Below are 26252 nucleotides of genomic sequence, written 5' to 3'. Positions count from 1 at the left end.
TGCGGAGTCCGGTCCGGATGCTCGCGGCACGCTCATTCACAGGCGGTTGGTGATCCGCTGGGAAGGATCAGCGCCTGTGGACCTTTACACCCAGCCGTGATCTCGGGCGCGTTCCGCCGCTTCCGCGCTGGTGCGGGCTTGAAGTTTGCGCATGGCCGAGGAGAGATAGTTGCGGACGGTACCGGGGGACAGGTGCACTGCCGCGGCGATCTCGCCCGTGCTGGTCGCGGGGCCTACGTGACGCAATACGTCGAGTTCGCGGTCGGTGAGCGGGCAGTCCGCGCTGTCGAGGGCGGTCGCGGCGAGTTCGGGATCGACGTAGCGGGCGCCGGAGTGCACGGCGCGGATCACCTCGCCGAGCGTGGTGGCCGGCGTGTTCTTCGTGACGAACCCCATTGCTCGGGCAGCGAGGGCGCGGCGTAGGACGCCGGGGCGGGCGTGGCGGGTGAGGATGACGCAGCGGGTGCCGGGGTGGTCCGTAGCGACGCGCTCGGCGACCTGGGCGCCGTCGAGTCCGGGCATCTCGATGTCGAGCACCGCGATATCGGGTCGATAGGTGCGAATGGCCTGCAGTGCTTCCTCGCCCGTGGCTGCCTGCGCAACGATCAGGAGATCGCCTTCCAGTCCGAGCAGTGTGGCTACCGCGTGACGAGTGAGGCGCTCGTCTTCGGCGAGGACGACCCGGATCATGCGTGTGCCGGCAGTTCGGCGTGAACGGTGAAGGTGCCGTCCGCCGCGGGTCCTGCGGTCAGCCGTCCGAGGCGTTCGGCCAGGTAGCGATGCAGGCCGGGCAGTCCGGTGCCCGCGCCGCGCAGACCGCTGTTCCTCGCGGTGACCCCGTCGTTGACCACGATCAGTTCGGCGACGCCGGTGTCGTAGCGCAGGACTACCGAGCAGTGGGTGGCCGTGGCGTGCCGCAGCAGGTTGGTCATCGCCTCACGCAGCACCCGCCCGAGCACGTCCTGGGTCGTGTCGGGGAGCAGCGCCGGGTCGCCGGTCACCACCAGGTCGATTCCTGCGGAGCCGAGTGTTGCGCGGGCTCCGGCGAGTTCGGCTGCCAGGGTGGTGGTGCGCCGAGCTCTGCTGAGGCTGCGTACTTCGCTCATCGCGTTCCGGGCCACTCGCGCCACCTCCTCGATTTCGCTGCGTGCCCCGGCGGCATCGGGTGGCAGCAGTTTGCCGGCGAGTTCGCTTTTGAAAGCGACAACTTCCAGTGCGTGACCGAGGATATCGTGCAGGTCGTCGGCGAGCCGGAGCCGTTCGCGGGCGGCGGCAAGGTCGGCGGCCATACGACGGGAGGTGTCCAGTCTGCTCATCGACCCCAGCCAGTAGACACGGTTGAAACTCGCCGTCCACAGCACGGCCATGTAGGTGGCAGCGATGAGGGCACTGACCCAGTTGGGTCCACCACCGGGCGGTTGCGGCGCCAGCAGTGCACCGATGCCGAATGCGGCGACGCCGGCGCCGGTTACCCAGGTGACGACGGTCCATCGGTGGCGACGGGTCAGGCTGTCTCCGAGCAGCAGCGCGGGGCCGAACGCCCAGACGGAACCGAGTGGGCTGCTGATAATCCCGAGGCCGAGCAGGCTCGTTCCCAGGATCACCGCAAGGAACAGATACGTCCGCGGCGGACGCGCCGTCGGGTGGCGCAGGGAACGGCGGAACCACCAGGCGTGCAGCGACAGTACGCCGATATCCAGTAACACCAACGGTATGGCGAACACGGTTCCGGGCCAGTCCGCCGCCAGGAAGACGATCGGCAGCGCCGCGGCAATCGTCCCGGTGACCGCGACGAAGATGATCACCATTCTGCGGCGCGCAGCGGGAAGTACCAGGTCCTCGGCGTCGACGGCTGCTGCGCTGCTCACCAGCCCAGGCTAGCGTCGGCCGGACAACGCAGATGACAACTGTCATCGGTACCGATGACAACGCGTACTACCCGACATTCCGCTGCGCTGCGAAGCTCGAAGAGGGAAAGCACCGCCCGACGAACCAGCATGGAAAGAAGGCTCGAGATGCCAACACTGCACGTACGCCGGACCGGTCTTCCCGCCCGTTACGAAATAGCCGGCGACGGTAGCCCGGTGACGACGATTTCCGCCCGTACTGCACAACATGGCGGCGAACTGGACGTCAGTGGGCGCACCTACCAACTCGACGGGTCGGCATTCGGGAGCACGTGCGTCCTGCGGACCCAGGATGGGCAGGTGGTGGCGAGCGCCGAACGCGACGGACTCCGCGGCCGGCGCGTCGCGGTCGGTGGGCGAGAGTTCCGGCTGGCTCGCACCGGACTCGGCAGCCGAAATCTGGAACTCGTGGAAGGAGACACTCGCGTCGGCTCGGTCCGCAGGGGCATCCGCGACGCCGAGGCCGAACTGCCCGAACTCGACCGTCCGGCAGAGGTTTTCGTGCTGGTCGTCGCACTCGCCATGTGGCGACGACGGCGTAAGGCGGTCGTCATCGGCCGCTGAACACCGCGCGCCTACAACAGACCGGACTCCTCGAGCCCCGCACGCAATCGCTGCTGATGCTCCACCGGTCCCTGCCGGTACGGCATACGCAAGGTGTCGGAGGAGATGACGCCGAGCATTTTCATCGCGGCCTTGGACTGGATGGCGCCTTGGGAGACGTGCATGATCGCGTCGACCGCGGGGATGAGGCGCCGGTGGATTTCGCGCGCCCGGGGCAGGTCGCCGCGGTCGACGGCGGCGATCATTTCTGCGTAGCGGTCGCCCGCGACGTGTCCGACCACCGACACGATGCCGGTCGCGCCCTGGGCGAGGTGGGGCAGGTTGACGATGTCGTCGCCGGAATACCAGAGCAGGTCGGTTTGCGACATGAGCCGGCTGGCCTCGAAGAAATCACCCTTGGCGTCCTTGACGGCGCGTACGGCGGGAATGTCGGCTGCGCGGCGGATGGTGTCGGTGCTCAGCGCTGTCCCGGTTCGCCCCGGGATGTCGTACAGCATGACGGGCGCCCCGTCGCCGGCCTCGGCGACCAGGCGAAAGTGCTCGAGGATGCAGTCCTGCGGCGGCTTGTTGTAGTACGGCGTGACAACGAGCAAGGAGTCGGCCCCACGGGCAACCATTTCGCGGGCCGCACGGGTCGAATGCTCGGTGTCGTTGGTGCCGCAGCCGGCCATCACCGAGACGCGGTCGCCCACGGCCTCGACCACCGCCTGCACGCAGGCGTAGTCCTCCTCGTCGGTGGTGGTGGCGGACTCACCCGTGGTCCCGTTGACCAGCAGCCCGTCATGGCCGTGGTCGGCGAGATACACGGCGAGGTTCTGCAGACCGTCGTAGTCTATCGAGCCGTCGGCGTGCATAGGGGTCACCATCGCCGTGACGACTCGACCGAAGGGGGTGTCCACCATGGTCATGACACTACCTGCGACGACCACCTCATTGTTGTGCCACGTCCGGCAGAGCCGAGGCGGAGGTAGTCGGTGACGATCGGGCATTCCGTCGAGTGTGTCGGCTGTGAGGACGGCGCGGCCCCAGGCATGGAGTTGTTCGGTGCTTCCCGGTCGGCCGGCGTCGCTGATGTGCCGGGGAGTGGTCCGAATTTCTGGGTGAGGTCGACCAGCATGATGGCGGCGCCGGTGAGTTCTCCGCGTGCTTCGAGGCGTTCTGCTGTTGTCGTGGAGCACGTGGTGAGTGCCGATCACATCCAACCGCCAGGCTATGGCCGGGGCATACAGGGAAGCGCTGGTGCGCAAGGGGATTGCGGCTGTTACTGTGGCCGCGTTCGCGGCGGCCGATCGGGTCGTCGACACGATACGGGGGAGTCGGCACACATGTCCGATCCGGCACGAACACCGAGTTTCGGTGAATGTTGCAGCGCCGCAGTGGGAATGATTACCGGTATGGTCCGCCCGCGTCGGGCCGATCAACGGCTGTTGCGCTCGATCATCGACGCGGGCCTGCCCGAGCCGCGCGTGACGGTGACGGTGACTGCGCTGCCCCAGCGGTCGCGTGCCGTGCCGACCTGCGGTGTCGCCGAGGGCCGGTTCACTCCGGCGCGGGTGCGCACGTCTTTGACGTCGTTCGTGGTGGAACATCCGCAGGCGCGGTTCATCGTTGATCCGAGCATCTGTGTCGATGTCGAACAGCGCACGCTCGCGCAGCTCCCCGCGGTGCTGCGGGTCGTGGTAAGCCCGCCCGCCGGCAGCGTTGCCACGGTCGAGGCGCTGCGCGAATTGCCGGGACCGCCCGAGCTGGACTTCGCCCTCCCGACCCACACGCACTGGGATCATGTCTGCGGATTGCTGGACCTGCCGGGGCTTCCCGTGCACCTGCACCGCACCGAACGCGAATGGATCTCGGCCGGGCCCATGGCTCCGACGCCAGGGGTGCGCGATTCCCTGCTCGATCGGCCGATCGTCGACTACGAGCTGGACGGCCCGCCGGTCTCGACCTTCACCCGCAGCCACGACCTGTTCGGCGATGCCTCCGTCCTGCTGGTGGATCTCGCGGGCCATACGCCCGGCAGCGTCGGCATTCTCGTCCACACAACGCAGGGCTGGATCCTGCTCGCCGGCGACGCCGCCTGGCATACGGTCCAGGTCGACCATGTTCGCCAGAAGGGAAGTTATCCGGGCGCGCTACTCGACGAGGACCGCGACCGCACATTCGAAACCCTGCACCGGCTGCACCTCGCCCGGCACTTCGCACGGATCGTCCCCACTCACGACCACGATGCTACGCACCGGTTGCTGCCCGCCAGGACCTCTTGATCGCTGGTGTGACTCGGTGTAAGCCCGACCACCCAGATGCGCCTGCGCTATTCGGACTCGCTCAGTGAGACTTTCACCCCGCTGTCGGTGTCTATGCCGAGCCCGGCCGGCCGATACCGTGAGTCGGTCCTGGACCCGTGGCTCTCCGGTCTGCTGCCGGATCGCCCCGAAACCCTTCGACAATGGCGGCGTCAATTCGGCATATCCCACGAAAGCGACGCCTACTCACTCGTGCGCCATGTCGGTGAAGACCTAGCCGGCGCCGCGCAATTCGTTCGCCCGGAACGCCTAGAAGCAGTTCTGGAGCGACCCGGACATGCTCAGTGGGCAAACCGTCCGTCTGGCGCCGCTGTATGACCTCAACGCGCCATATGGCGACGATACTTAGTTAAGTGTCGCTGTACGGCGACATTAAAACTGTGTCGTCGTACAGCGACACGAGGGGTTCTCGGCTTCGCCTCACGCATTCACCGCACGAGCTGCCCTGCCGCGCCTTTTGCCCGTGACGTGCGTCGGCACGAGCGGCAGAGTCGACTCCGTCTGCTCGCGGTCCACGCCGACCCGCACTGTTCGCAGACGCACGCGGTGCCGTGCGTGCGCAGCAGGGTTCCGCTCGCGATCCTGTCGGAACGCAGCGCGGCCATGAAGTCCGCTACCGAGACGATGGGTTTGCCGTACTTGTGGGCTGCCTTGGCCTTGCCCGACATCGTTGCGGGGTCGGCGGCGATCAGCACGTCGACCGCCTTGGTCATGCTCGGCGCGGATTCGAGGCCATAGTGCAGCGCGAGTGCGATCAGATCTTCCCGGGGCTGTCCGTCGTCACCGGTGAAGCACACGGTTGTTCCCGCAGCCAGCTCCACGGTGACGGGTTCGGTGCGGTACCGGTGTGTCCGGGCGGTGACCGTATCGGCGGGGAGCTCCAGGAGGGCGGCGACTTGCAGGAGTCGGTCCAGTTCGTCGTCGGTGACGACGGAGTCTTCGAGTGCGGCGTCGGTCGCGGCACGCAGGAAATGGGTGTGGGCGGCGCGGATTGCGCTGTCGTCGAGCCCCAGGTCCGATGCGAGGTTCCGGAGCTCGGTTCGTTCCTCTGCGGTCAGTCGCAGATCGGCCAGTGCCTGGTCGAGTAGGACTTCGTAGGGTGCGGTGTCTACAGCGGTGTGTAGGTCCGCGCTGAGGTCTGTGAGAAAGGGGACGGGCTGATCGATCGGTTCGCTCTCCCGATTGCGGACCCGCACTGCGCTGGTCCGCGTGTACCGGGCGACGACTGTGCTGCTCGCCGGTCCGGTGAATCGGTCCGCGACCGCTGTGAGGAGCTGCGCGGTGGCATGGGCGTCGCCCAGGGCGCGGTGCTGATTCTCGTGTTGGATACCGAATTCAGAGCAGGCGGTGCCGAGTTTGCAGCGTGTGACTGCCAGGGTGTCGAGCCCCGCCTTCCAATCGACGTCGATCCCGGACCGTGCAAGTTCCGTACCCACCAGCCGCGTGTCGAAGGGCCGGTTGTGTGCCACGACGACAGCACCGTCGAGCAGTTCGGCCACAGTGTGCGCGATGTCGTCGAAGGTGGGCGCATCGGCGACATCCGATGCTCGCAGCCCGTGAATCCAGGTGGGACCGACGTCGCGCATCGGGTTGACGACGGTATCGAAGGTGTTCGTCACCGTTCCCGCCGCGTCCAGGGTGAGCACGGTGATCTCGACGACGCGATCGTTGCGCCCGAGCCCGGTAGTCTCCACATCCATCACCGCGAACCGGGTTGCGGTGCCGAGAAGTGAAGCGAGCGGCGCGATTCCGGGTTCCGGCACAATGACCTGACGTGCCGAAATGCTCCGGCCCCCGTGGTGAGGTTCGGCCGGGGGATGGACTGCGTCGGTCCACAATCGGCCGTCGAACCAACGGTAGTGGGCTCGCTGCCAGGGATCGGCGTACCAGCCGGGCGCGCTCGACACGGCGTCGGTCCAGCGGAACCCGTCGAACCAGCGTAGGGGTGCGTGGCGGGCGGGGTCGGCATACCAACCCGGTTGTGCCGCACAGTCATTACTCATTGCTCCTCCGTCTACCGCCGCGACCCGTAAACACTCGCCGGTGGGTATCGGCCATAGAACCCCTGCGGGTTTCCCGTCATCACCAGGTAATGCTCGTAATCCGCCCGCTGAGCCAATTGATAGTTGTCCCAGGCGCGTCGACGCCGAATCTCGTTGTTCTTGTGAACCGCGCGCCGCAACGCATAGACGGCCAGGACGATGGCGAGGGCTGCCACGATCACGTACCAGTACGTGATCACGAGCCCCAGCAGCAGAAGCGCGCCGAGCACTACCAGGACCGGATGCTTCTCTGCCACTTCGTCACCTCGCTCCAGTGATTGCTCCTTGATCAGCCACCGCCGGCGGATCTCTCAGGCGTGCTGAGGAGCGAAGTCAATCTACAACATGGCATTGACAACGTTTTCAGTTTCGCCGGAAAGAGTTCCTCTGGGGTTCTTCATGCGGGGTCTTTGCATGTGGGTGGGGGTTGTCTGCATGTCGGACCGCTTCCGGGGTCTGTGGAAATCCGAACCTCGGCTGGTCACCGTCTCGACCGCTCCGGTCTTGATCAAGTGGGCGTAGAGTCGGTAGCTAGAGGTTTGCCATATGAGACAGCGACGGTGGGTATGGATTGTCGCGTTCCTGGTGACACTGGGGATGTGCGGAGTTGCCGCGTGCAGTAGCGGCACCGGGCCTGGGCCCGAGTCTGCTGCACCCGGCTCGGCGCCACCCGGCTCGACCACACCGCCCTCCCGCGTGGGAGTGCCGGTCCTGGTCGCGAAGATCGACAACAGTCCGCAGGGGCGGCCACCAGTTGGACTCGGTGCCGCCGACCTGGTCTACGTCGAGCCGGTCGAGGGCGGTTTGAGCCGCTTGGCCGCGGTGTTCTCGAATGACAAGCCACCGGTGATCGGACCTGTCCGAAGCGCGCGGGAAACGGATCTGACACTGCTGGACCAGTTCGGCAACCCGACGCTGGCATCTTCCGGTGCCGCACCCGAGCTGGTCCCGTCCATCGACAGCTCAGCGCTGAAGAATGCCTCGGCCGATCGACAACCCGGTGCGTACTTCCGCGACAACAGTCGCGCCGCGCCGCACAACCTGTTCGTTCACCCGAATCAGTTGCCGGAGGGTGGCGGCTGGCCGGCGGCCTCACAACCGCAGTTCGGCCCGACCCCGGCCGGTGGCGAACCCACCCAACATCAGCAAGCGCAGTATCAGGCCGCGATGATCGGGTTCGACTGGTCACCCAGCGACAACAAGTGGCTGGTGTCCATGGACGGTGCCGCCTACAGCGATGCCGATGGCGAGCGGGTCGCGGCAAGTACGGTCGTGCTGCAGAGCGTGCAGGTGCAGAACTCGTCCGTCAGCGATGTCGCGGGAGCTGTCTCGCCCCTGGTTCAGACGACCGGTAACGGCCAGGCGCTCGTCCTTCGCGACGGTCAACAGTTCCCGGCAGAGTGGTCCCGGCCCACCCAGGATGCGGGCACAACATATACGAGCCCGAACGGTGCACCGATTCCCTTCGCGCAGGGGCAGGTCTGGACTGTCTTGGTTCCGTCACAGCTCTGGTAGGCGAATGACGAGCAGGCGATGCGCTCGTGTGGTGGGCACAGCAACTACCGAATGCCACTGCCCCCACCACGCGCGACCAGCGGCGGTGGACGCGTGGTCGGATAGTGGCTAGAGGGCACCCTTTGTCTGGTCGCCCGCGGGGACGGCTTCGAGGACCTGGACATCCAGCGGGCCGGCGAGAAGGCCGTCGAGTCCTTCGGTCAAGGCTTTCATGTTCGCCCCGCCACCGTGTGCACCCATAGCGGCCATATCCCGCCACTTCTCGACGAATACGAAGCGGTCCTTGCCCTTGTGCAAGGTGTACAGCTCGCAACCGTCTTCGTTGTGGACTTCCGGGATGAGTCGGGTGAGGACTTCGGCAACCTCGTCGAACTTGTCGGGCTTCGGAGTCAGGGTGGCAACAATCACAGGCACACAGCGAGCGTACCAACGCCCGGCTTGTGTGTCAGAGGTTGTCGATCGCAGTACCCAGGTCATCGCCGTAGCTAGCCCAGCACAGGATCGGTTCGTCCGAAGCGGCCCGTTGGCCCATGTACCACTCGCCGTCCTCGACGCAGCGTGCGAGATGCAGACCGGAGAACTCCACTATGAGGTCGACGTTCACAGCGACGCTGTGGTCAAGACCGTTGGGAGCCAAATATACTGGGGTGCTCAGGTCCAGCAACCGCGCCGCGTCGTCCTGAGAACGTCGCCGCACACCTTCGATCGTCCAGCCATCCGGAAGTGGCGTGTTGTCGTCGGTGTTGTGCGTACTCACCATGAACATCCTGTCACGCCGCATGTCGGTCCAAAAGGAAGCGAGATCGACTGCCGCGCTGGGCGACCCGAACCGAATACGTCCGCCCCTGACTCCGATGGGACGGCCCGACCAACCCGACCGGGCCGTCCCCAGAACGCACAACGCGGCTACCGGCGGCTGGGTGCCGCCGGTAGCCGGGCGTTATGCGCGGATCATCGCCTGATCAGCACGCGCAGGGCGGTGATCGAGGCCCGGCGTTCGTAGGCGATCCAGGCGAAGATCGCAGTGAGCACCAGCGGGAAGGGGGCCAGTTCCGGGCTGTCGGCCAGGAAGGCGTTGAAGCCGGCGGCGAGGAAGGTGACGATCGCCAGGCCGATCGCGGCGGCCGCGGTCAGACGGGGCACCATCAGTCCGATCCCGCCCGCTACCTCGGCGAGACCGATGAAGACCAGCAGCGCCAACGGGATCGAGAACGCGGTGGCGTTGTTTTCCATCAGGGTCTGCGGCATGACGAGCTTCGGGCCGCCGGAGGCGATGACGAAGAACAGACCGAGCACGATCTGCAGGGTCCACAGGATGCGGTTGCGGATCTTGCCGGGGTGGACGGCGGCGGTGGTCCGGGTGGCGGTGGTGGCGGTCATTTCTTGTCCTTCTGGGTCGGTCGCGCCGGGTTGGTAGCGCGTTCACCAGTACCGACGGGGGCGGTCCGGAAAACTCATCGCCGTGGTCGAAAGTATCTCCACCGCGCCGTCGGGACCGGCAGCCCGATCAGCCGAGATCGGCGCAGAGCTGGGAGATCAACGTGGTGGCGGACCACTCTTCCCACGTCTGCGATGACCAGCTGCGGTCGTGGACGAAGATCAGGTAGAGCTGCGGGCTGAGCAGGCCGAACAGTACATCCGCAGCCATCTCGGCGGAGAGTCCGGGGCGGGCGTCCGGCTTGCCGATCAGGGCTTCGGCCGCTGAGTAGTGCACGGTGTACCGCGGGTCGGGGCCGTCAGGCCATTGCGCGGCGATCTCCGGATCGGTGGCCGCGGCAGCCGCCATCAACGGCATGATCGGGGCGACCCGGCCCAGGATCTCGCCGGTGCCGTGGACGTGCATGCGTAGTTGCCCGGCCGCTGTGGGCTCGGCGCATGCGGCACGGAACCACTCGCGATCCATGGTCGCGACCGGCTCGGCATCCCCGGCGATCGTCGTATCGACGACGTCCTTGAACAGCGTGCGCTTGTTGTGGAAGACGAAGTACACCGTCTGAACCGCGACGCCCGCCCGGTCCGCTATTTCCTGCAGGCTCGTCGCCCCGTAGCCCTGAGCGACGAACAGCTCGCGAGCCGCGTCGACGATCTTTTTGCGCGTGCGTCGGGAACGCTCGCCTCTCTTGTCCGGCCGCTTGACGCTTTCCATCTTGTAAGCGTATCTCTAGATATAGTCACTAGAGTTCGACTCTAATTTGTTGGAGGAAACGATGGACCGATCCGACACCACCCGCACCCCCGCCTTCAGCGCGAACACAACGCAGCAAGACCAGGAAGAGGAGTCCGTCTACCACGCATTGGAGAGGTTCTACAACGCCGGCAAGGTGCCGTGGGATACCGGCGTGACGCCGCCGGAGCTGGTCACCCTGATAGAAGGGGACGGCAGGCTGCGACCGGGCCGCGCCCTCGAACTCGGTTGTGGCACAGGCACCAACGCCACCTACCTCGCGCGCCACGGCTGGGAAGTGACTGCCGTCGACCTGATCGACAGCGCCGTCGCCCAGGCCAGAGAAAAGGCCTCGGCGATGGGAGCGGCGGTGCGCGTCCTGCACGGCGACGCCACCCGCCTCGACGAGCTGGATGCGCCAGGCCCCTTCGACCTGTTCTTCGACCTGAGCTGCTACTGCGGGATCCCGCTGCACCGCCGCGACGCCTACGCCGCCGGACTCACCGAGCGCGCCGCCCCGGGAGCGAGACTGCTGATGTTCGGATACGGTCCCGAGCCCGTGGGCAACCCGATGCCCGAAGTCACGTCATGGACGGAGGGCGTCACAGCCGATGAACTCCGCACCAGGTTCCCCGGCTGGGAACTACTCGACGTCACCCCGGGCACCAACCCGGTTCCGACCTTCTGGTTCACGCTGGGCCGTACCTCGCGCGACATCGACCTGACCGTGTAAGTGGCTGGCGCATCGGTAATTTGGGCGAGGTCAGCATAGTTCACCGGTGCCGTGGCGCCGACCCAATCCCTGCTTCTCGACGCAATATCCGATCAGGAATAAACCCCCAGCAACGCTGACGCCCGCCCGCTCCAGGTTACGACGAGCTCATCGCGGGCCCGGCTGGCCGCTACATACAGCAGGGACCGTTCGCGCAGTTCCGCGTCTGCTCGTTCTTCTTCGGGCGCGGTGCGGCGCATCAGTCGAGGGTCTTCATGAACGACCACAGCCCACCCTCGGGGTCGCGGGCACTGTATTCGCGGAAGCCGTAGGGCTGGTCGGTCGGAGCGTAGACGACGTCCGCGCCCGCGCGTGCGGCGTCGGCGTGGTGCGCATCGACGTCGTCGACCATGACCGCGGTGATGCCGTTCGCGCCGCCGAGGCTCTTCGGTGAGGCCAGTCCGAATCGCTGCGAGGCCGCGTGCAACCAGATCACGCCGTCCCGGCTTGGACCTCACCATGCACGCAGTTGCCCTCGGAGTCGTAGTCCAAGCGCCCTTCGCCCAAGCCGAATACTCCGACGAGATGGGCATGGACCGCGGGAATGTCGTCGTAAACGAGAATGGAAATCCGTGATTGCAGGGGGTCGTCGAGCATGTTCATCTCCTCCAGAGTGTCGAGCAATTCAGTGGTTGTCGGGGCTTTGCCATCCTGCTCATGCGGGCGACGCGGCGTCGCACCGCCTGAGCTAGTGCGAGCTGTCGGTCGAGAAGATCCAGGTGATCCCGCATGGCGTGCTGCACATCCCAGTCCGGATCGTCGAGAGCGTGGGCAATGCCGGACAAGGGCAGACCCATTTCGCGCAACAGGCAGATCCGATAGAGCCGACGGACATCGTCATCGCCATAGAGCCGATGGCCCGCCGCCGTGCGCTGCGCTGGCGGCAGCAGACCGATCTGGTCGTAGTAGCGCACCGTGCGGATCGAGAGTCCGGATGCGCGGGCGAGTTCGCCTACCTTCATTCCCTCTGCACTGACAGCCATATCCGCGACGGTAGGCCCTTACGCGACGTCACCTGCAACAATCCCGGTTATCGGGGAGGCATGCCGGGCCCATGAATTACGTATATCTCCGTGAGATCGGCGATGTGCCCGCATGTCGCGCAGGTGGTCTGTTCGGTGACCGCCGCGCCGCAACCGGTGTGCCGGTACAGGATGGGTGGCCCGTCGGGTGCGGCCCATCGGTCTCCCCACTGGGTCAGAGCGATGATGACGGGGGCCAGGTCCAGCCCTTTCCGGGTCGCCGTGTAGTTGCTTCGGTCAGGGTGTTCCGGGCTGGGATGGCGTTCGAGGATTCCTGAATCGACAAGGCTGTCAAGGCGTTTAGCGAGAATGTTGGTGGCGATACCCAGGCGCTGGAAGTCGGCGAAGCGGGTGGCGCGGGCGAACAGGACGTCCCGAACGATCAGCAGGCTCCACCGTTCGCCGACCACTTCTAACGCTCTGGCCGCAGAACACACCTGTGTGTCGTAAGTCTTGCCCAGCATGACGGCCACCTCCACCCTTGTGCTTGCGTCATGCAAGCATACGTTCTAACCTAACTTGCATCATGCAAGTGGCCCGTGTGGGGCCTTCAGGAGAGAAGAACTGATGGACACCGCCACGCTTCGCGACGCCTACCGGACACTGTTGGACGCAGCCGCCACCGTGGCAGCCGCCGGCGACGACGTCCTCACCCCTGCGGCCGGCGAATGGAACGCCGACCAGATCCTGGCCCACATCAGCATCGTCAACGCGGTCACCATCGCCACCGCCGCGACCGTCTCGGCGGGAGCCGGCACCACCTACGACAACCGCCTTGCGCTGGACACCTGGACTATGGAACGCGCCATCGCCAGATGTGGTGGCAGCGCCGGACTTCGGGGCCGGATCCGTGCTCAAGGGGAGGCCCTGTGCGCGCTTGCCGAGCACACATTGAGCGATGGCGAACTCGACACTCCCGTGCCCACGCTGCTGCTGTCAGCCGGAGCAGTGATGGTCGACCAGCTGGTGCCCCTGCGGGACCTCATCGCCGGGCTGGCCGACGCCGAGCTCCCTGGCCACGCCGCCCAATTGCTCGCCCTCGTGCCGGGTACCGCCCCCGTGGTCGTCCCGGCGTGAAGTCCTTCCGGCGGGAACCCGGCTCCCATATACGTGCGATTCGGCAGTGGTTCTACCGGTCGCGTGACGGTCTCGCGGCAGGCCCGGGGTCGGGTGCACCCTCCTTCAGCGCGGAGCGATTCCCGTGTCCGTGGAACGGAGCGCCTCATCGAGGAGGCCCGCACCAGCGCCCGCCAGCCAGCGGTCGAAGCACAGCAGGAACGGGAACTCCGTGCGTAAGGCGTCGAGGTTCGCGTTTCCCACCAGCCTGCCGTCGTCTACGAGTGCTTCCAACTTGCTGAGGACCTCGTCCTGTGCCGGCAGGCGGCTGTAGCTGATCGGTCGACCGGCGGCCTGGGTCAGATGCCCGGCCAGGGCGTTGCCGGTGAGAGTGTCGCCGGCGATCTCCATGGTGCGGCCGGCGTAGCTTTCGGGTGAGCCGAAGACCGCGGCGGCGATGCGGCCGATGTCGCGTACCGCGATGAACTGCATGGCCTGGTCGGGGCGCATCAGGAAGGACAGGTGTCCCCGGTCGAGGCCGATTTCGGGGGTCACCAGGAGCTCCATGAACGTGGCCGGCCGGATGATGGTGCGGGCGATGTCCAGATTCCGGATATGGGCCTCGATGCGGCTCTTGGTGTCGAGATGGTCGACGCCCGTTGTCGAGCCCGCGGTGACCGCCGAGCTGTAGACAAGGTGGGCGACGCCGCAGCGCTCGGCGATGTCGGCCACCGCCGTGCCGAAGCGGACCTCGTCCTCATTGGTCACGTCGGCGCCGGCCTGGCCGGAGTTCGGCTGGACACTGAAGACACCGTGGGCGTCGGCGAAGGCCGCGCGGAGCGACTCCGGATCTCGAAGGTCACCGCGGACGGTTTCGACGCCGGAGGTGGAGAGGGACCGGGCCCGGTAGCCGGACGGATCGCGCACGACCGCGCGCACCACCCAGCCGTCGGCCCGCAGCGCAGCAGCGACCGATCCTCCCTGCTGCCCCGTGGCGCCCAGGACGACGACGGTTTTGTTGATGTTGGTCATGCCGACCACGCTGCGCTTTCGGCGATGACGGACGTGTTCCTGATAAACATTGCTGATTCTTCCCGGGGTCCTGAGGAGTTAGTTGGAGATGTGCTGTTCACAGGCCTGCTCCAGAGTTGGTTCGTGCCGTGTCCGCTACGCTAAAACCTGACGCCAACGTCAGGTGCAAGCCAGACGTGGAGTCGAGTCAGGAGGCCGGGGTGCGGATCGGAGAGGTCGCCGCGAAGGCGGGCGTCAGCGTCAGGGCGCTGCGCTACTACGAGCAGCAGGACTTGCTGCACTCCACCCGGAATCCGGGTGGCCAACGCCAGTATCCGGCCGGTGCCGTCGAACGGGTCAGACTGATCCAACAGCTCTACTCCCAGGGCTTGCCCAGCAGAACCATCCGCGAGGTGCTGCCGTTCGCCGACTCCGGTGAGGTGTCACGGGAACTGCTGGAGCTGCTCGCGGCCGAACGCGACCGCCTCGACCGGCAGATGACGGACCTGCAGGACGTGCGCAACCGGTTGCAAGACTGCATTACCGAGGCGCGGAATCATGACGGAACAGGAAGTCCATCCTGAAGCAGGGGTGCAGCACATCCGAGACGTCGCCGCACCGTCCCTGAGCGCCGAGGATCTGGGCGCACTCGACGAACTCCTCGACATCACCAGCCCACACAACCTGCTGCGCCGCGACGACCTCGCCCTGCGCTCCCAACGCACCGTGTGGGCAGCCCGTCGCCCCTGAGGGGTCCTGCGCACACGACTCGACCAACGCGCAGGCGGGCTATCAACCCGGAATCGTACAGTGCCGGTTGCGCCTCCAGATCCACCGTTAATCGGATGGAATCGGATCACTTGGCATCGCGTCGTGAGTGATCGTGGGCGACGCCGCCTGGTCCCGGCCGAGATTCTTCTGTTGTCCCGAGCAGGTGCGTGATGTCGGGACGTATGTATACGGACTTGCCGATACGTCGGCGGGTGCCATGGTTTCGGTGGCCGAGGTGGTTGCCGAACTGCACCGTGAGTGACGCACACAACCCTGGACCTCGAGTCGGCTCGAGGTTGCACGATAGTTCCGACGCCGTGTTCGAGAAGGGAAGCGAACTATGCCGAAACTTGACCGGATCATCGAGTCCGCGTTGTATGTCGACGACCTTGGTCGTGCCCGCAAATTCTATACCGATGTGCTGCAGCTGAATCCGATGCTCGACGCGGATCCCTTGTGTGCATTCGATATCGGGGGCGACAATGTGCTGCTGCTGTTCCGTCGCGGTGGATCACTCGAACCGAAAGTGCTGCCCGAACCGGGTTTGCCGAACGGCGAGATCCCACCCCACGACGGCAGCGGTCGGCTCCATGTGTGCTTCGCCGTCTCCGAGGACCAGCTGACCGAATGGGAAACACACCTGAACGCGCACGACATCCCGATCGAAGGCCGGACCAACTGGGCACGTGGCGGACGCAGCATCTACTTCCGGGATCCCGACGAGCATCTCCTCGAACTCATGACGCCGGGCAACTGGCCGACCTACTGAACCCCTGACCAGCGAGGGATCAGCCGGTTCGCGGCCGCCTCGGGGACGCCGCCTGCTGCCGCGACGTGCAACCCCCGTTGCGGCAGTTCGGAATACCGAGTGGCGCGGCGTAGTTGCCCCTCGCGTCGTCTCGGTTCGAGTATGGAGGTCAGGGTTATGCGTGGCGTGCGCTTCGAGGAGTTCGGTGGCCCTGAGGTACTACAGCTCGTGGAGTTGCCCTTGCCGGAGCCCGGGCCAGGGCAGGTGGCGATCGACGTGGAGTATGTGGGAGTCAACTTCGCCGATCTGCAGGCCCGCACGATCGGTTACCGGGTTCCCGGACTGCCGTTCGTGCCGGGACTGGAACTTTCCGGGCACGTGCGGTCGCTTGGAGAGGGTGTGCGGGGGCTGGCGGTTGGTCAACCGGTCGCGGCGATCACCGACGGCGGCGCCTATGCGGAGGTGGCCGTGGTCGATGCGGCGACCACGTTCCCGGTGCCCGAGGAGATCGACCTGCGCACTGCCGCAACACTTCCCACTGTTCTGCCCACTGCGTTCGCTCTGATCCACACGATCGGGAAGGTGCAGCCGGGGGAGACGGTTCTCGTACAAGGTGCGGCCGGCGGAGTGGGAACCGTGGCCGGGCAGATTGCGAAGTTGGCCGGAGCCCGTGCGGTGTACGGAGTGGTGTCCGGTTCGGCCAAGGCCGACTATGCCCGCGAGGTGGGCTATGACGACGCTTTCCTCACCGAAACCTTCGACGCGGATGTCCAGCGCGTCACCGCCGGACGCGGTGTGGACGTGGTGCTGGATTCGGTCGGTGGGAAGACCCTCAGCCGCGGACTGAGCTCGCTGGCACGATTCGGTCGTCTGATCTCGTACGGCAACGCCGGTGGGGAACCCGGCTGGCAGGTCGGCCAGCCGGAGCTCTACCCCAAGGGGATTTCGGTATCGGGTTTCTCGATCCTCGGCCTGAGTAGCGATGCACCCGAGGTGCTGCGCGATATCGCCACGCGTGCATTCGAATTGGTCACGGGCGGAGATGTGAGTCTCCCGATCACCGCCGAGTTCCCGTTGGCCGGGGCAACGGATGCGCACAGGCTGATGGAGAGCCGCAGCTCCACTGGGAAGTTGATCCTGGCGGTCGCCGGCTGAGCGGGGAGGGGAGAACGCCGGCACGGTCCCTGTAACGCTTACACCGCCCGAGGCCGGCGCATTCGTTGGGCTTCCTTTGTGCTGAAAGCGCGTCGACCTACGACTGTCATGACAACCTTCGATCAATAGTGGCATCGGCGAGGCACGGGACGTGGCGTAAGCGCAGCGCAAGGTGTATTGGCGTCAACCCCCACCTCTCGGTATCGCTGAGTTCATGCGCAGCGGATGACGTCCCGGATGCGTCTGGGGAGTCAAACCTGTTGCGCCCCAGCGCGCGTGTCGACGAGCGTCAACTTATCGGCGTCGACGCTGCGGGTGTTACCGAGTGTCCACGGGCTGAACGGTGCCAATCAGCTGGTTCGGGCCGCCGGACGTAGCCCGAACGTTCGCCTGGCGGCAGGCCCTAGGAGCTAACCGCTGCCACCGAACCGAGCCTGTCAACACCCGATGCGCTGTCTGCGGATCGGCGAGCCTTTCGCTGACGGTCACTGCGCAAGCTACTCCGGTAGCAGCGCCGAAAATGTCATCCCCGCAACAGCTTTCGGATCGGCTACTGCCGGACACCGTATCCCAGCAACGCCGATGCCCGCCCGCTCCAGGTCACGACGAGCTCATCGCGGGCCCGGCTGGCCGCCACATATAGCAGGGACCGTTCGCGCAGTTCCGCTTCGGCTCGTTCTTCTTCGGGCGCGGTGCGCAGTGCGGCCTGGGACGGGACGTGGGTTTCGTCGACGCCGGCGAGGACGACTCGGGAGAATTCCATTCCTTTGCTGCGGTGCATGGTGAGTACCTGGACGTGGCCGGTGGTGGCCGGGTTGTCGTCGAGGGCGCGGGCGTCGATTCCGCGTTCGCCGAGGGCGCGGACGAATTGGGTGCGTTCGTTCTGGCCGCGGGTGAGGACCGCGATGGTTTCGGGTTCGATGCCGTCGTCGATCCAGCGCTGGATGGTGGTGGCGACGTAGTTCAGTTCGTCGGACAGGGAATCGCAGTGGTGGCGGTCGGGATCGGGGCCCAGGCGGGCGGAGCGGTAGCCCAGGGTTGATTCGTCGCCTTCTTCGAGGTCGCGGTAGTCGGCGCCGGAGAGGATACCGATGGCGAACTTCAGATTTTCGGCGGTGGTGCGGTAGTTCAAGGTCAGTCGGCGGGAGCGGCCGACGATTTTGATCCCGAGCCGGCCGAGCACGACCGGCTGCCCGTAGATGCGCTGATGGGAGTCTTCGGCGATGAACAGGTCGTTGCGGCCCTCGGGGACCAGCGCACGCAGCAGCGCCCAGTGCGTGGCGTGCAGGTCTTGGGCTTCGTCGACGAGGACATGATCGGCGACGAATCCGCGGCCCGATTGCTGTTCGCGGGTGAGGTATTCGGCTGCGACGGCGAGGATTTCGGGGAAGGTAAGACTGTTGTCGGTGCGATTGTGCCGGCGGAACGATTCGACCAGCTTCCAGACCGCCAGCCGCTGTGCCCGGCTCAGCCGCACACCTCGCCCGGTGCGCGGAACCCGGGCGTACTGGTCGAGGGAGGTCACCTTGTTGGCCAAAACAACGGAGACGTACTCGTTTTCGAGGAAGGAAGCGGTTGCCAGCCGGCGGTCGAGACCACTGCCCGCGGTGTGCACGATCTCGCGCCAGACTCGTCCCGGATCGGTGCGTTTGGGTGACACTTCGACCGGTGCGCCGAATACCGCTTCGGTGGCGTCGGTCAGATCGGCGCCCCGGTTCACGATGTCGCTGGCCAATTTGTCGATGCCGGCTACGTAGATCCCGGGATCGCCGGGCTGCTTCGCGATCGTGACTCCGGGATCGAGGACCTTCAGATCGGCTTCCAACCCTTTGGCGAGCGTTTTGTTGAAAGTCGTCAGGATGATTCGCGCCTGCGGGTTACTGCGCCACAGCCGGCGAGCGCGGTGGATGGCAACGACGGTTTTGCCAGTGCCGGCCCCTCCGGAGAGCCGGAACGCGCCATTGAAATCCTTCTGCACGTAGGTTCGTTGTTCGGGGTGTAGAAAGGTGCGCCAGGCCGCGAAATCCCCGCCCTCGATGACGCGGCGCAGTTCCTCGTTATCGTCGATATAGCTGAACTGCATCTGCGAGGCGGGCCGGTCCAGCGCGGCGACGATCCGAGTGTCCTCGTCCAGGTTCTCGTCGACGGAAGGTTCGGTGAACGAGTACTTTTCGCGAATATCGTCGATGGAGGTGCCGCAGGCGAGGTCGAGGAGCGCGTCCCCCTGCCAACCGTCGACTTCGGCGGCGATCGTGTTGATCGCGTAGTCGTCCGGTGCGGCCAGGGCCCGTTCGACCAAGCCAGGGTCGAGGCCCAGTCGATCGATGAGATCGGCGGCGGTGAATCCGGCATCGGCAAGGAAGGACGGTGGTGCCGCCGCGGCGCTAGCGCGCGCCTCGGCTGCGACGGGCGCCTTCCGGCCGGCTTCGCGGTGGAGTTCGCCGATGATTCCTTCGACGGTGCCGTTGATTTCGTTGATTCGCAGCGTCGACTGCTCGGCTAGTTTGTTGGCCTTGTCGTGCTCCCACGTCCCCATGTAGACGTAAGTGGTGTCGCCGCCGGCGGGGTCGAGGCGGAACAGAATCGCCCGATAGTTCAGGTCGACCCGGCCGGTGCGCACGCGCGGATCGACGGAGCCTTTGATCGGCTCGATGTGCAGGCCGGGCGCGGTGTCGTCGGCCTGGATCTTCTCCAGGAAGTCGTAGACCTTGCGCTTGACGGAGCCGTCGAGCTTGCCCATCGCCTTGGTGTTGGTCGCTATCACGATGTTCGCCATCACATCACCCCGTTCGTACTCAAGATTCGCACGATCTGTGCGGGCTCGGGCGGGCAGACCGTCCAGCCACGGTGCGCCATCGACTGCGCAGTATCGGATTCGGTGTCGAACAGGACGACAACCCGTGCGCCGGGCCAGGCGAAGTCGAGCACCTCGCCGTCCTCACTTTCCCCGCCGACTTCCGGAACGGGTGTGCGGGCCGTGGCGAGTGCGCGCAGCAGCTCCTTCTCGGCCGGCGACCAGGCGTCGCTGAGCGCCTGCTGCCATTCGGGACCCAGTTCCGCGGGTTCGACCGGCTCACTCGGCACGACCTCGGTCACCGCCGTCTCGTCGGTGCTGAGCAGGCTGCGGGCGGACACGGTGTGGTTGGCGCACAAGCCGAACCAGTTCGACAGTCGCAACCATTCCTTCCACGCCTGTCCGCCGTCGATCTCCAGCCGCTCGCCGCGATCGTCGAGGACGAGGACGGCGAACAGTTGCTTGGTATTCGGACGGAAGGCGGCGGTGATCGCCAGGGGACCGTCGGAATAGGACCAGCACATGTACTCGCCGGCCGGAATGTTCGGCGTGCGCCCGTCCAGCAGATCCAGCGCCCACGGCACGACCGCGGTCAGATCGCCTTTGGCCCGATCTTTTCCCACGAACATCATGGGAAGCCAATGGCCGACCTCGGCCCACGCTTCCCGGTCGGGGTCTTGCATGAACTCCAGCAGTTGGGTCACCGGGTCGGCGGTGATCAGTTTGAACAGCGACGGGCGCAGGCCACCGTTGCTCATGGTGGCTTTGACAGCGCCTTCCGAATACCACGACGGGGGGGCGCTCGTCCCGTTCTCGAAACGCACCAGATCGTCGTAACCGAACGACCAGACAATCTTGTTGCCGGTGCGCAACGTCTCGCGTTTCCGGGCGTCGTCGGCGACTCGATTCTTGTCGCTCATGGCGTGGTACCGGCGCCCATCGGCGAAGATCGCGATGATGGGAACATCGGAATCGAGGGTGCTCAGCTCGAAATCCGGTTTGCTGGTGTCCATTCGCACTTGCGGTTTCAGCGTCCAAGTCCGGATCGTGTTGCCGGGCATGGTGATTGTCGCCGAGGCGCCGTAGGTGCCGGGGGTCTCACGGACCGTCGCGCCCATTACCTTCAACCGCTCGATGAACGCCTTGTAGAACTGTCCTTCCAGCGCGGACTCTTCGCTGACCACCCGCCGTGCGGGTTGCGCACTGGTGATGATGTTCTCCCAGTCCGCCCATTCCGGCTCGCTGTCCTTGTCGACTCCCAGCAGGTCGTCGAGCACCCGCGCGGCACTCTGTCGCGACACCCGATCGAGCTCGTACGGCGCCGCGAACGGCAGCAGACATTTGTGGCAGGCGAGGCGCTCCTGTTCGGCGCATTCGCAGGTGCGCACGATCCTGCGTGCCGCCGCGAGCACCGCCCACACTTTCGCGGCGTCGGCGAATTCGGCGAGGTATCCGGTGCCGCCGGGGACGGTGTCGTGGATCAGCAGGGCCTGCTGGCTCGGGGCGTGCAAGGCATCGGGGATGATCGCGACGTCCAGATGTTCCGGCGATCCGCCGATCACCTCCCGCAGCCCGAGCAGGATCGCGGTCTTGAGGCTCGGATAGGTGAACGAGTCGTACTTCATCCAGCGGGGGACGTGCAGGAGTACTGCCTGGGTGTTGAGGGTGCGCGCGAGCGCGATCTCGCGCACGTGCTTCTCATCGGTCGCCGTCCGGAATTTGCACCAGCTGCGGTGTTCATGGGTGCGGTTGTGCCCGGCGATGCGGTCGAGCTGCCCGCAGCCCGAGCAGACGCGGAACAACCCGCTGGTGGTTTCCTGTCCGGCGATCTCCCGCTTACCGCCCTGGGAGGTCCGCCGTCCCATATTGAGCCACCGAATATCCACGTGCCGTAGATATTCCGCACCGAAATCGCGGTCGTCGAGGTACCACCGGTGCGTCACATCGTCGGGATTGATGTCGGCTGCGGTCACGATGGTGAATGTTTCGCGTTTGCGGTCGTCACGGGCATCGGTGATGGACGCTTCGTCTCGGCGCACCTCCGCCGACACCTTCGACATCTCCACGACCGGAAGTTTCTGGCTCACATCGGAGATGGCGGGAGTGCCGCAGCGCGGACACTGCGCCGGTAGTGGCCGCTCGTCGGCGGTATGAGAGATGCCGGCCCAGCCACATGCCGGGCACATCTGCCAGGTGCGGATGTTCGCCCCACCCGGTCCGAGGTCGACCGCGTCGACCTGCACGGCCAGTCCCTGAGCGTAAAAGGTTGCGCCCGGCGCCAATTCGGTGAGCGCTACCCGAGCGCCGCGCTGGTAGCTATACGTGGAGCCGTCGTATTGGTTGGTGTCGGGGTCGATCCAGGTTATGCCGACATCGAGGGTGACCGAATCGTCGAGCAGCGTGTAGTTGGGCAGGATGCCGTAGCGTTCGAGCACACCGACCCAATGTTCCAGGGTGAGTTCCTTGATGTGCTTGCTCAGGATTCGTAAAGTGCCGCGGGCCGTACGCAGTTCGCGCCGATCCTCATCGGTGGCGGCGGGGGAGGTGGCGCGCTTCTCGAAGTCCGGAAGGGCCGCGTCCACGGCGGTGCGCCGGTCGGTGAGCTCTTTGACATCGCGGTTCCAGCGGTGCACCTGTTCACGCAGATGCTCGGTCAGTTCGCTGGGGGTTCCGTCCTCGGCCGGAGTGGCCCACGCCCGCAGGGTGTTTCGGGCGCGTTCGTCGAGCAGTTCGCCGAATTGCGCGAGGAATTGGTCGACCAGTTCGGCCGCGTGGGTCTCGGCCGTGGCGATCAGTGTCGCCATCCAGCTGCCCTCGTCGAAGGATTCCAGCACTTTCCGCGCTTCGATCGGGTCCTGGGCCCCGGGTTCCCGAGAGATCCGGTCGACGATGTGCGCGACGTACTGGCGCTGCAGAATCTCCTCGGCGGTCAGAAAGGTCGCGGGCGGGCGCACCTCGCCTTCGATCACGGAGACGGGATCGTAGAGTTTCGGCAGATGCTCCCCGCGCCCGCGCACGAAGGCGAGTACCAGAGAGTTGCCGGTGGCCCGCCCGGCACGGCCGACCCGCTGCAGGTACGACGACACGCTGCGCGGCATCGAACCGAGCATCACCGTCGACAGATCGCCGATGTCGATACCCATCTCCAGGGTCGGCGTCGCGACGAGCACGTTCGGCGCCGACGGGTCGGAGCTGGACTGCTTGAATTTGTTCTCGTACTCGAGCCGGACGTCCGTCTCCAGCAGTGAGGTGTGTTCGCGGGCGACGACGCGCTTCATCTCCGAGTCGTCGTAGAGCTTGCGGTAGAAGTTCGTGCTGCGGGGGCTGCGGTGCAGGGTGCCGGGGCAGCGGTCCAGCAGACATGCGGCGCCGTCGAGTTGTTCGGTGACGGTTGCGGTCCCTGGATTGGGTGTCTGACACACATCGCAGGTGAGCAGGTTGGCCCCGGACTCGAGATCGGCGTCCTGGGTGGCGCCGACCAGGACCGATGCCGCACCCAGTACGTAGACGGTGAGAGCTTTCTCCGTGGTCTTGGTTGTGAGGATGCGCTGTTCGGCGAGCGTCGCGAACAACGCCCGCGCCGCGAACCCACCCTCGAATGCCGGGACGCCGAGACACTTACTGGCCCACCGGGCATACCAGGCGGCGGGTGAGGTGATGGCGTCGAAACCTTCAGGGATGGTGCGGGCTCCGGTCGCCGGGAAGGCCGGTGCGGGGCGTCCCGTCGGGAATGCGGGCATCCCTTGATTTTTGGGCCGCCCGCCCCACACCCACCGGCGGTTCGCATCATGGGCGATGTATCTGTCGAGCCATTCGTGTGACAGCGCACCCTGGGTACGCATCCGCTCGACGGTCCCGCGCACCCAGCGCACGACCGCGGCGGACTCGGGTGCGGTGAAGCTCAGCTGCTGTTCGGTATTGTCCAGCGCCAGCCTGCCCAGCTGAGCTACCCGCTGCACCGACCCCAAATCGACTTCGGCGACCACACTTCCGGTGAGTTCGAGGGTACGTCCCAGCCGCGACTGCAAACCGAACTCGAGGTTGATGTCGAACTGCAGTCGCCGGCGCACCAGCTTCAGCGCCTTCGTCCGGGCGGCCGGGGTGGCGTTCGCATCCCAATAGGCCTTGAATTCGTTGCGCTCGACGATATCCGGCGCCAGCAGGTGATAGCGCCGCATCGGATTCGGTTCGGCCAGATCGATTACGGCCTCGCACAGATCCGGCAGTGGCAGTAGCCCGGAGGCGGTCTTCCCGAGAGCGTTGCGCACGGTCGAGCGCAGACTCAGCGTGTGTGAGCGTGCCTGCACGAATCCCGCTCGGTGGGCGGCGTCCTGCACGCTGTCGGTGAACATCAACGCCTTCTTTTCCTCGGCGTCGAGTCCGGGATCGCCGAACATGCTCGATAGCGCCACCGACAGCTGCGTGGCTACGGCGCTACCGAGGAATCGGATCCCGTCCGCGCTCCGGCAGGCCGGGCACATATCCTTCTGCGAGTTCTCCTCGGCATCGGGGCCGGTGAGTACCAGAATCGGCAGCGCCCGCCCTTCCAGGACCTCGGCGCTCTCGGGATCCGGTGTCTGCTCGACGATCTCGCGTTCGTCCACATGCAGCCAGCGCAGGCCGTCGACTGTCTCGTCGAGTTGCGCTTCCACCGGTGCGGAGATCAGGGCACGAAACCGCTGTCCGCCGCCGGCATGCTGGCGGCGAATATCGTCGTCGGTCGCATCCAGGGCCATCCCGGTCGGCGCCAACCGAGCACCCCACCCCGAGCGTCCGCAGTGGCGGCAGTACACCGCCGGGAGATAAGTGGTGCCGGGCGTTTCGACAGCCCCGTCGTCGGCCCAATGAAAGACCGCGGCGGTGTCGAGGATGCGGTCGATGCGCGACAGCTCCCGAACCCACAGGTGTACATCGACATTCAACGCACTACGCCCGATGCCGGCGCGCAGGTGTGACAGGGCGGCGAACAGGTAATCGAGGTAGCGGCGGCGGCGCAGCGCATCCCGCGGCTGCTCACGACTGGCAGTCGTGGACTCCAGAACGATATCGGCCAGTTCGGCCAGGGAGACAGCCTTCAGGCTGTTGCTGAGCAGACTTCGGAACAGGTCGTGATTCTTCAGCAGATCGAGCAGTTCGGTATCGCTGAGTTTGCGTAGGTCCGCGGCCCGTTCCGCGAGCTCTCCCTCGATATCGGATCGCCGGAACAGTGTCGCGAGAATCAGCGCCGTGGCCGCGGAGTTGTTCGGTGCGGCGGCGACGCGGCTGGTGAGATCGCGCAGACTTTTCTCGTCGAGTTCCGGGCGGCGGATCGAGCGATACAGGTGGTCGAGCGCCGGACTGCGATCACCCAGCCATTCCTCCGGGCGCAACCGGGTCTCCGAGACCACGGCGTCTGCGGTGAACACCTCCCCGAACACCGTGTGCGCGAAGTCGAGCATCGCGGTCGGCGCCTTCTCCGACCCGAGGGTCGCCGACGTCGCCACCGGTGTGATCCGCCCGAGCGGCCGTGCCCGATCCGCGGCGCTGACCGGCGCGTCCGCACCCCAATACGATTTGATCGTCAGCCCCAGCCGCCGCAGCAGCATCGCCACATCGGTGCCCTGGGCGCCGTCGTAGGTGTGGAACTCGTCGAGCACCACATACTGCAGCGATTGCGCCGACTGCCGCCACATCGGTGCCCGATCCGGCCGCAACAGCATGTGGTCGAGCATCTTGTAGTTGGTGAGCAGAATGTCCGGCGGCGAATCGTGCATGATCCGCCGATCGGTGATCAGCCCCTCCGCCGATACCAGCGTGCGACCATTCGACGACGCCTCCCCGGTATAGAGTCCCGCGGTCACACCTGCGAGCCGCGGATCCTCGGTAATCATCCGCGCCAGCCGCTGCTCCTGGTCATTAGCCAGCGCGTTCATCGGATAGATGATCAGCGCCTTCATCCCCGCCACACCGGCGTTCTTGGCCCGCAGCACATGATCGAGGATCGGAATCAGGAACGACTCCGTCTTACCCGACCCGGTACCGGTGGTGACCAGCGTCGGCTGGGGCCGCGCCTGGAACTTCGTCGACAGCTGCTCGAACGCCTTCGCCTGATGCCCATACGGCACGAATGTGTCCGGCCACCAGTCCAGATGCATCCCCCAGTTCCCCCGTGCGGGTGCGAACGGCAACCGAAGCCGCAGGTAGGGGCCCTTGAACATGCCGTCCCGCGGATGGTCGATGAAATCGACCAGAGCCCCTTTGGTGTCGGCGTCGGTGAGCGCGAAGGTGGTGGCGAGGTAGTCGGTGAGACCTTCCTGCAGCCGCTCTGCCTGCAACGTGGGCAGTAGTGCCCCCATGCTCGACTCCCCTTCGGTGTCCGGTCGCTGTGCACGTTTTGGTGTAACTCGGGTTCCGAGCTAACGGTCATGAACACGCCTGATGCTCAACCG

General features: G+C 65.9%; 27 protein-coding genes. 11 read left to right on the top strand and 16 right to left on the bottom strand.

Annotation, left to right across the window (positions count from 1 at the left end):
* Positions 1-84: 84 nt before the first annotated feature.
* Positions 85-690 (bottom strand): response regulator transcription factor, encoded by a 606-nt coding sequence (locus NV2_RS00720; RefSeq protein ID WP_067867657.1) that lies wholly within the window; start codon positions 688-690, stop codon positions 85-87.
* Complete coding sequence (locus NV2_RS00715; RefSeq protein ID WP_067867654.1) at positions 687-1868, bottom strand: sensor histidine kinase; 1182 nt, start codon at positions 1866-1868, stop codon at positions 687-689. The genes NV2_RS00720 and NV2_RS00715 overlap by 4 nt, the downstream gene beginning before the upstream one ends.
* Positions 1869-2015: 147 nt before the next feature.
* Between NV2_RS00715 and NV2_RS00710 the strand changes: the two genes are divergently transcribed.
* Complete coding sequence (locus tag NV2_RS00710) at positions 2016-2471, top strand: hypothetical protein (protein ID WP_169811549.1); 456 nt, start codon at positions 2016-2018, stop codon at positions 2469-2471.
* An 11-nt stretch (positions 2472-2482) separates the two neighbouring features.
* Here NV2_RS00710 and dapA read toward each other — a convergent pair whose 3' ends face one another.
* Positions 2483-3373, bottom strand: coding sequence for a 4-hydroxy-tetrahydrodipicolinate synthase (dapA, locus tag NV2_RS00705; protein ID WP_067869040.1), 891 nt, complete (start codon positions 3371-3373; stop codon positions 2483-2485).
* A 492-nt stretch (positions 3374-3865) separates the two neighbouring features.
* On the opposite strand from dapA, the gene NV2_RS00700 reads away from it, so the two are divergent.
* Both NV2_RS00700 and NV2_RS32905 read left to right on the top strand, forming a co-directional pair.
* Positions 3866-4735 carry an MBL fold metallo-hydrolase gene (locus NV2_RS00700; RefSeq protein WP_245662376.1) on the top strand — a complete coding sequence of 290 codons (870 nt, stop codon included), beginning with the start codon at positions 3866-3868 and terminating at the stop codon, positions 4733-4735.
* Positions 4736-4771: 36 nt separating this feature from the next.
* Positions 4772-5092 carry a HipA N-terminal domain-containing protein gene (locus NV2_RS32905; RefSeq protein ID WP_084473751.1) on the top strand — a complete coding sequence of 107 codons (321 nt, stop codon included), beginning with the start codon at positions 4772-4774 and terminating at the stop codon, positions 5090-5092.
* A 110-nt stretch (positions 5093-5202) separates the two neighbouring features.
* Here the strand turns inward: NV2_RS32905 and NV2_RS00695 are convergent, their stop codons facing one another.
* Positions 5203-6777 carry an exonuclease domain-containing protein gene (locus tag NV2_RS00695; protein WP_067867647.1) on the bottom strand — a complete coding sequence of 525 codons (1575 nt, stop codon included), beginning with the start codon at positions 6775-6777 and terminating at the stop codon, positions 5203-5205.
* 11 nt (positions 6778-6788) lie between these two features.
* Positions 6789-7073 carry a hypothetical protein gene (locus NV2_RS00690; RefSeq protein ID WP_067867645.1) on the bottom strand — a complete coding sequence of 95 codons (285 nt, stop codon included), beginning with the start codon at positions 7071-7073 and terminating at the stop codon, positions 6789-6791.
* Between the two features lie 289 nt (positions 7074-7362).
* Here NV2_RS00690 and NV2_RS00685 point away from each other — a divergent pair, with 289 nt between their 5' ends.
* Positions 7363-8331 (top strand): DUF3048 domain-containing protein, encoded by a 969-nt coding sequence (locus NV2_RS00685; protein WP_067867640.1) that lies wholly within the window; start codon positions 7363-7365, stop codon positions 8329-8331.
* A 108-nt stretch (positions 8332-8439) separates the two neighbouring features.
* Here NV2_RS00685 and NV2_RS00680 read toward each other — a convergent pair whose 3' ends face one another.
* From NV2_RS00680 to NV2_RS00665, 4 genes are all read right to left on the bottom strand, one after another.
* Positions 8440-8745, bottom strand: coding sequence for a putative quinol monooxygenase (locus NV2_RS00680; RefSeq protein WP_067867638.1), 306 nt, complete (start codon positions 8743-8745; stop codon positions 8440-8442).
* Positions 8746-8776: 31 nt separating this feature from the next.
* On the bottom strand, positions 8777-9088 hold the full coding sequence (locus NV2_RS00675) for a hypothetical protein (RefSeq protein WP_157102689.1): 312 nt from the start codon (positions 9086-9088) through the stop codon (positions 8777-8779).
* A gap of 194 nt (positions 9089-9282) precedes the next feature.
* Positions 9283-9711, bottom strand: coding sequence for a DoxX family protein (locus tag NV2_RS00670; protein ID WP_067867632.1), 429 nt, complete (start codon positions 9709-9711; stop codon positions 9283-9285).
* 127 nt (positions 9712-9838) lie between these two features.
* Entirely contained in the window at positions 9839-10477 is a 639-nt protein-coding gene (locus NV2_RS00665; RefSeq protein ID WP_067867630.1) for a TetR/AcrR family transcriptional regulator, read from the bottom strand.
* 61 nt (positions 10478-10538) lie between these two features.
* Between NV2_RS00665 and NV2_RS00660 the strand changes: the two genes are divergently transcribed.
* A complete protein-coding gene (locus tag NV2_RS00660; protein ID WP_067867626.1) occupies positions 10539-11228 on the top strand; it encodes a class I SAM-dependent methyltransferase in 690 nt (229 codons plus the stop codon).
* A 238-nt stretch (positions 11229-11466) separates the two neighbouring features.
* Here NV2_RS00660 and NV2_RS31905 read toward each other — a convergent pair whose 3' ends face one another.
* The 4 genes from NV2_RS31905 to NV2_RS00650 are packed head-to-tail and all read right to left on the bottom strand — an operon-like array spanning position 11467 to position 12753.
* Entirely contained in the window at positions 11467-11703 is a 237-nt protein-coding gene (locus NV2_RS31905; RefSeq protein WP_210748924.1) for a VOC family protein, read from the bottom strand.
* Entirely contained in the window at positions 11700-11864 is a 165-nt protein-coding gene (locus NV2_RS31900) for a hypothetical protein (protein ID WP_210748925.1), read from the bottom strand. The genes NV2_RS31905 and NV2_RS31900 overlap by 4 nt, the downstream gene beginning before the upstream one ends.
* Before the next feature lie 2 nt (positions 11865-11866).
* Entirely contained in the window at positions 11867-12250 is a 384-nt protein-coding gene (locus tag NV2_RS31895) for a MerR family transcriptional regulator (RefSeq protein ID WP_210748926.1), read from the bottom strand.
* A 47-nt stretch (positions 12251-12297) separates the two neighbouring features.
* Positions 12298-12753: a winged helix-turn-helix transcriptional regulator gene (locus NV2_RS00650; RefSeq protein WP_067869037.1), complete on the bottom strand. Its 456-nt coding sequence runs from the start codon at positions 12751-12753 to the stop codon at positions 12298-12300.
* A 103-nt stretch (positions 12754-12856) separates the two neighbouring features.
* On the opposite strand from NV2_RS00650, the gene NV2_RS00645 reads away from it, so the two are divergent.
* The gene (locus NV2_RS00645) at positions 12857-13366 is read left to right on the top strand and encodes a hypothetical protein (protein ID WP_210748927.1); all 510 of its coding nucleotides are present in this window, start codon (positions 12857-12859) and stop codon (positions 13364-13366) included.
* 105 nt (positions 13367-13471) lie between these two features.
* On the opposite strand, the gene NV2_RS00640 is transcribed toward NV2_RS00645, so the two are convergent.
* Positions 13472-14377 (bottom strand): NmrA/HSCARG family protein, encoded by a 906-nt coding sequence (locus NV2_RS00640; RefSeq protein WP_067867621.1) that lies wholly within the window; start codon positions 14375-14377, stop codon positions 13472-13474.
* Between the two features lie 176 nt (positions 14378-14553).
* On the opposite strand from NV2_RS00640, the gene NV2_RS00635 reads away from it, so the two are divergent.
* From NV2_RS00635 to NV2_RS00625, 5 genes are all read left to right on the top strand, one after another.
* Positions 14554-14940 (top strand): MerR family transcriptional regulator, encoded by a 387-nt coding sequence (locus NV2_RS00635; RefSeq protein WP_245662375.1) that lies wholly within the window; start codon positions 14554-14556, stop codon positions 14938-14940.
* Positions 14915-15106 carry a hypothetical protein gene (locus NV2_RS31255; protein WP_210748929.1) on the top strand — a complete coding sequence of 64 codons (192 nt, stop codon included), beginning with the start codon at positions 14915-14917 and terminating at the stop codon, positions 15104-15106. Before NV2_RS00635 ends, NV2_RS31255 begins: the two co-directional genes overlap by 26 nt.
* 127 nt (positions 15107-15233) lie before the next feature.
* Positions 15234-15389, top strand: a complete 156-nt coding sequence (locus NV2_RS31250) for a hypothetical protein (RefSeq protein ID WP_218018936.1) — start codon at positions 15234-15236, stop codon at positions 15387-15389.
* 78 nt (positions 15390-15467) lie between these two features.
* Positions 15468-15896, top strand: a complete 429-nt coding sequence (locus tag NV2_RS00630; protein WP_067867617.1) for a VOC family protein — start codon at positions 15468-15470, stop codon at positions 15894-15896.
* Between the two features lie 141 nt (positions 15897-16037).
* Complete coding sequence (locus NV2_RS00625) at positions 16038-17030, top strand: quinone oxidoreductase family protein (RefSeq protein WP_210748930.1); 993 nt, start codon at positions 16038-16040, stop codon at positions 17028-17030.
* A gap of 550 nt (positions 17031-17580) precedes the next feature.
* On the opposite strand, the gene NV2_RS00620 is transcribed toward NV2_RS00625, so the two are convergent.
* Both NV2_RS00620 and NV2_RS00615 read right to left on the bottom strand, forming a co-directional pair.
* Positions 17581-19806, bottom strand: a complete 2226-nt coding sequence (locus tag NV2_RS00620; protein ID WP_067867610.1) for a 3'-5' exonuclease — start codon at positions 19804-19806, stop codon at positions 17581-17583.
* Positions 19806-26159, bottom strand: coding sequence for a DEAD/DEAH box helicase (locus tag NV2_RS00615; protein ID WP_067867607.1), 6354 nt, complete (start codon positions 26157-26159; stop codon positions 19806-19808). Before NV2_RS00615 ends, NV2_RS00620 begins: the two co-directional genes overlap by 1 nt.
* Between the last annotated feature and the right edge of the window lie 93 nt (positions 26160-26252).

It is taken from the genome of Nocardia vermiculata NBRC 100427 (genome assembly GCF_001613265.1).
Lineage (GTDB): Bacteria > Actinomycetota > Actinomycetes > Mycobacteriales > Mycobacteriaceae > Nocardia > Nocardia vermiculata.
Note: the sequence above shows the minus strand (reverse complement) of the source record. Positions and strands in the feature narration are given on the sequence as shown.

Bases quoted from the DNA above. Each gene is read 5' to 3' on its own strand.
- NV2_RS00720 (WP_067867657.1), bottom strand. From the start codon at position 690: ATGATCCGGGTCGTCCTCGCCGAAGACGAGCGCCTCACTCGTCACGCG.
- NV2_RS00710 (WP_169811549.1), top strand. From the start codon at position 2,016: ATGCCAACACTGCACGTACGCCGGACCGGTCTTCCCGCCCGTTACGAA.
- dapA (WP_067869040.1), bottom strand. From the start codon at position 3,373: ATGGTGGACACCCCCTTCGGTCGAGTCGTCACGGCGATGGTGACCCCT.
- NV2_RS00700 (WP_245662376.1), top strand. From the start codon at position 3,866: ATGGTCCGCCCGCGTCGGGCCGATCAACGGCTGTTGCGCTCGATCATC.
- NV2_RS32905 (WP_084473751.1), top strand. From the start codon at position 4,772: ATGCGCCTGCGCTATTCGGACTCGCTCAGTGAGACTTTCACCCCGCTG.
- NV2_RS00695 (WP_067867647.1), bottom strand. From the start codon at position 6,777: ATGAGTAATGACTGTGCGGCACAACCGGGTTGGTATGCCGACCCCGCC.
- NV2_RS00685 (WP_067867640.1), top strand. From the start codon at position 7,363: ATGAGACAGCGACGGTGGGTATGGATTGTCGCGTTCCTGGTGACACTG.
- NV2_RS00670 (WP_067867632.1), bottom strand. From the start codon at position 9,711: ATGACCGCCACCACCGCCACCCGGACCACCGCCGCCGTCCACCCCGGC.
- NV2_RS00665 (WP_067867630.1), bottom strand. From the start codon at position 10,477: ATGGAAAGCGTCAAGCGGCCGGACAAGAGAGGCGAGCGTTCCCGACGC.
- NV2_RS00660 (WP_067867626.1), top strand. From the start codon at position 10,539: ATGGACCGATCCGACACCACCCGCACCCCCGCCTTCAGCGCGAACACA.
- NV2_RS31900 (WP_210748925.1), bottom strand. From the start codon at position 11,864: ATGCTCGACGACCCCCTGCAATCACGGATTTCCATTCTCGTTTACGAC.
- NV2_RS31895 (WP_210748926.1), bottom strand. From the start codon at position 12,250: ATGGCTGTCAGTGCAGAGGGAATGAAGGTAGGCGAACTCGCCCGCGCA.
- NV2_RS00650 (WP_067869037.1), bottom strand. From the start codon at position 12,753: ATGCTGGGCAAGACTTACGACACACAGGTGTGTTCTGCGGCCAGAGCG.
- NV2_RS00645 (WP_210748927.1), top strand. From the start codon at position 12,857: ATGGACACCGCCACGCTTCGCGACGCCTACCGGACACTGTTGGACGCA.
- NV2_RS00640 (WP_067867621.1), bottom strand. From the start codon at position 14,377: ATGACCAACATCAACAAAACCGTCGTCGTCCTGGGCGCCACGGGGCAG.
- NV2_RS31255 (WP_210748929.1), top strand. From the start codon at position 14,915: ATGACGGAACAGGAAGTCCATCCTGAAGCAGGGGTGCAGCACATCCGA.
- NV2_RS00630 (WP_067867617.1), top strand. From the start codon at position 15,468: ATGCCGAAACTTGACCGGATCATCGAGTCCGCGTTGTATGTCGACGAC.
- NV2_RS00625 (WP_210748930.1), top strand. From the start codon at position 16,038: ATGGAGGTCAGGGTTATGCGTGGCGTGCGCTTCGAGGAGTTCGGTGGC.
- NV2_RS00620 (WP_067867610.1), bottom strand. From the start codon at position 19,806: ATGGCGAACATCGTGATAGCGACCAACACCAAGGCGATGGGCAAGCTC.
- NV2_RS00615 (WP_067867607.1), bottom strand. From the start codon at position 26,159: ATGGGGGCACTACTGCCCACGTTGCAGGCAGAGCGGCTGCAGGAAGGT.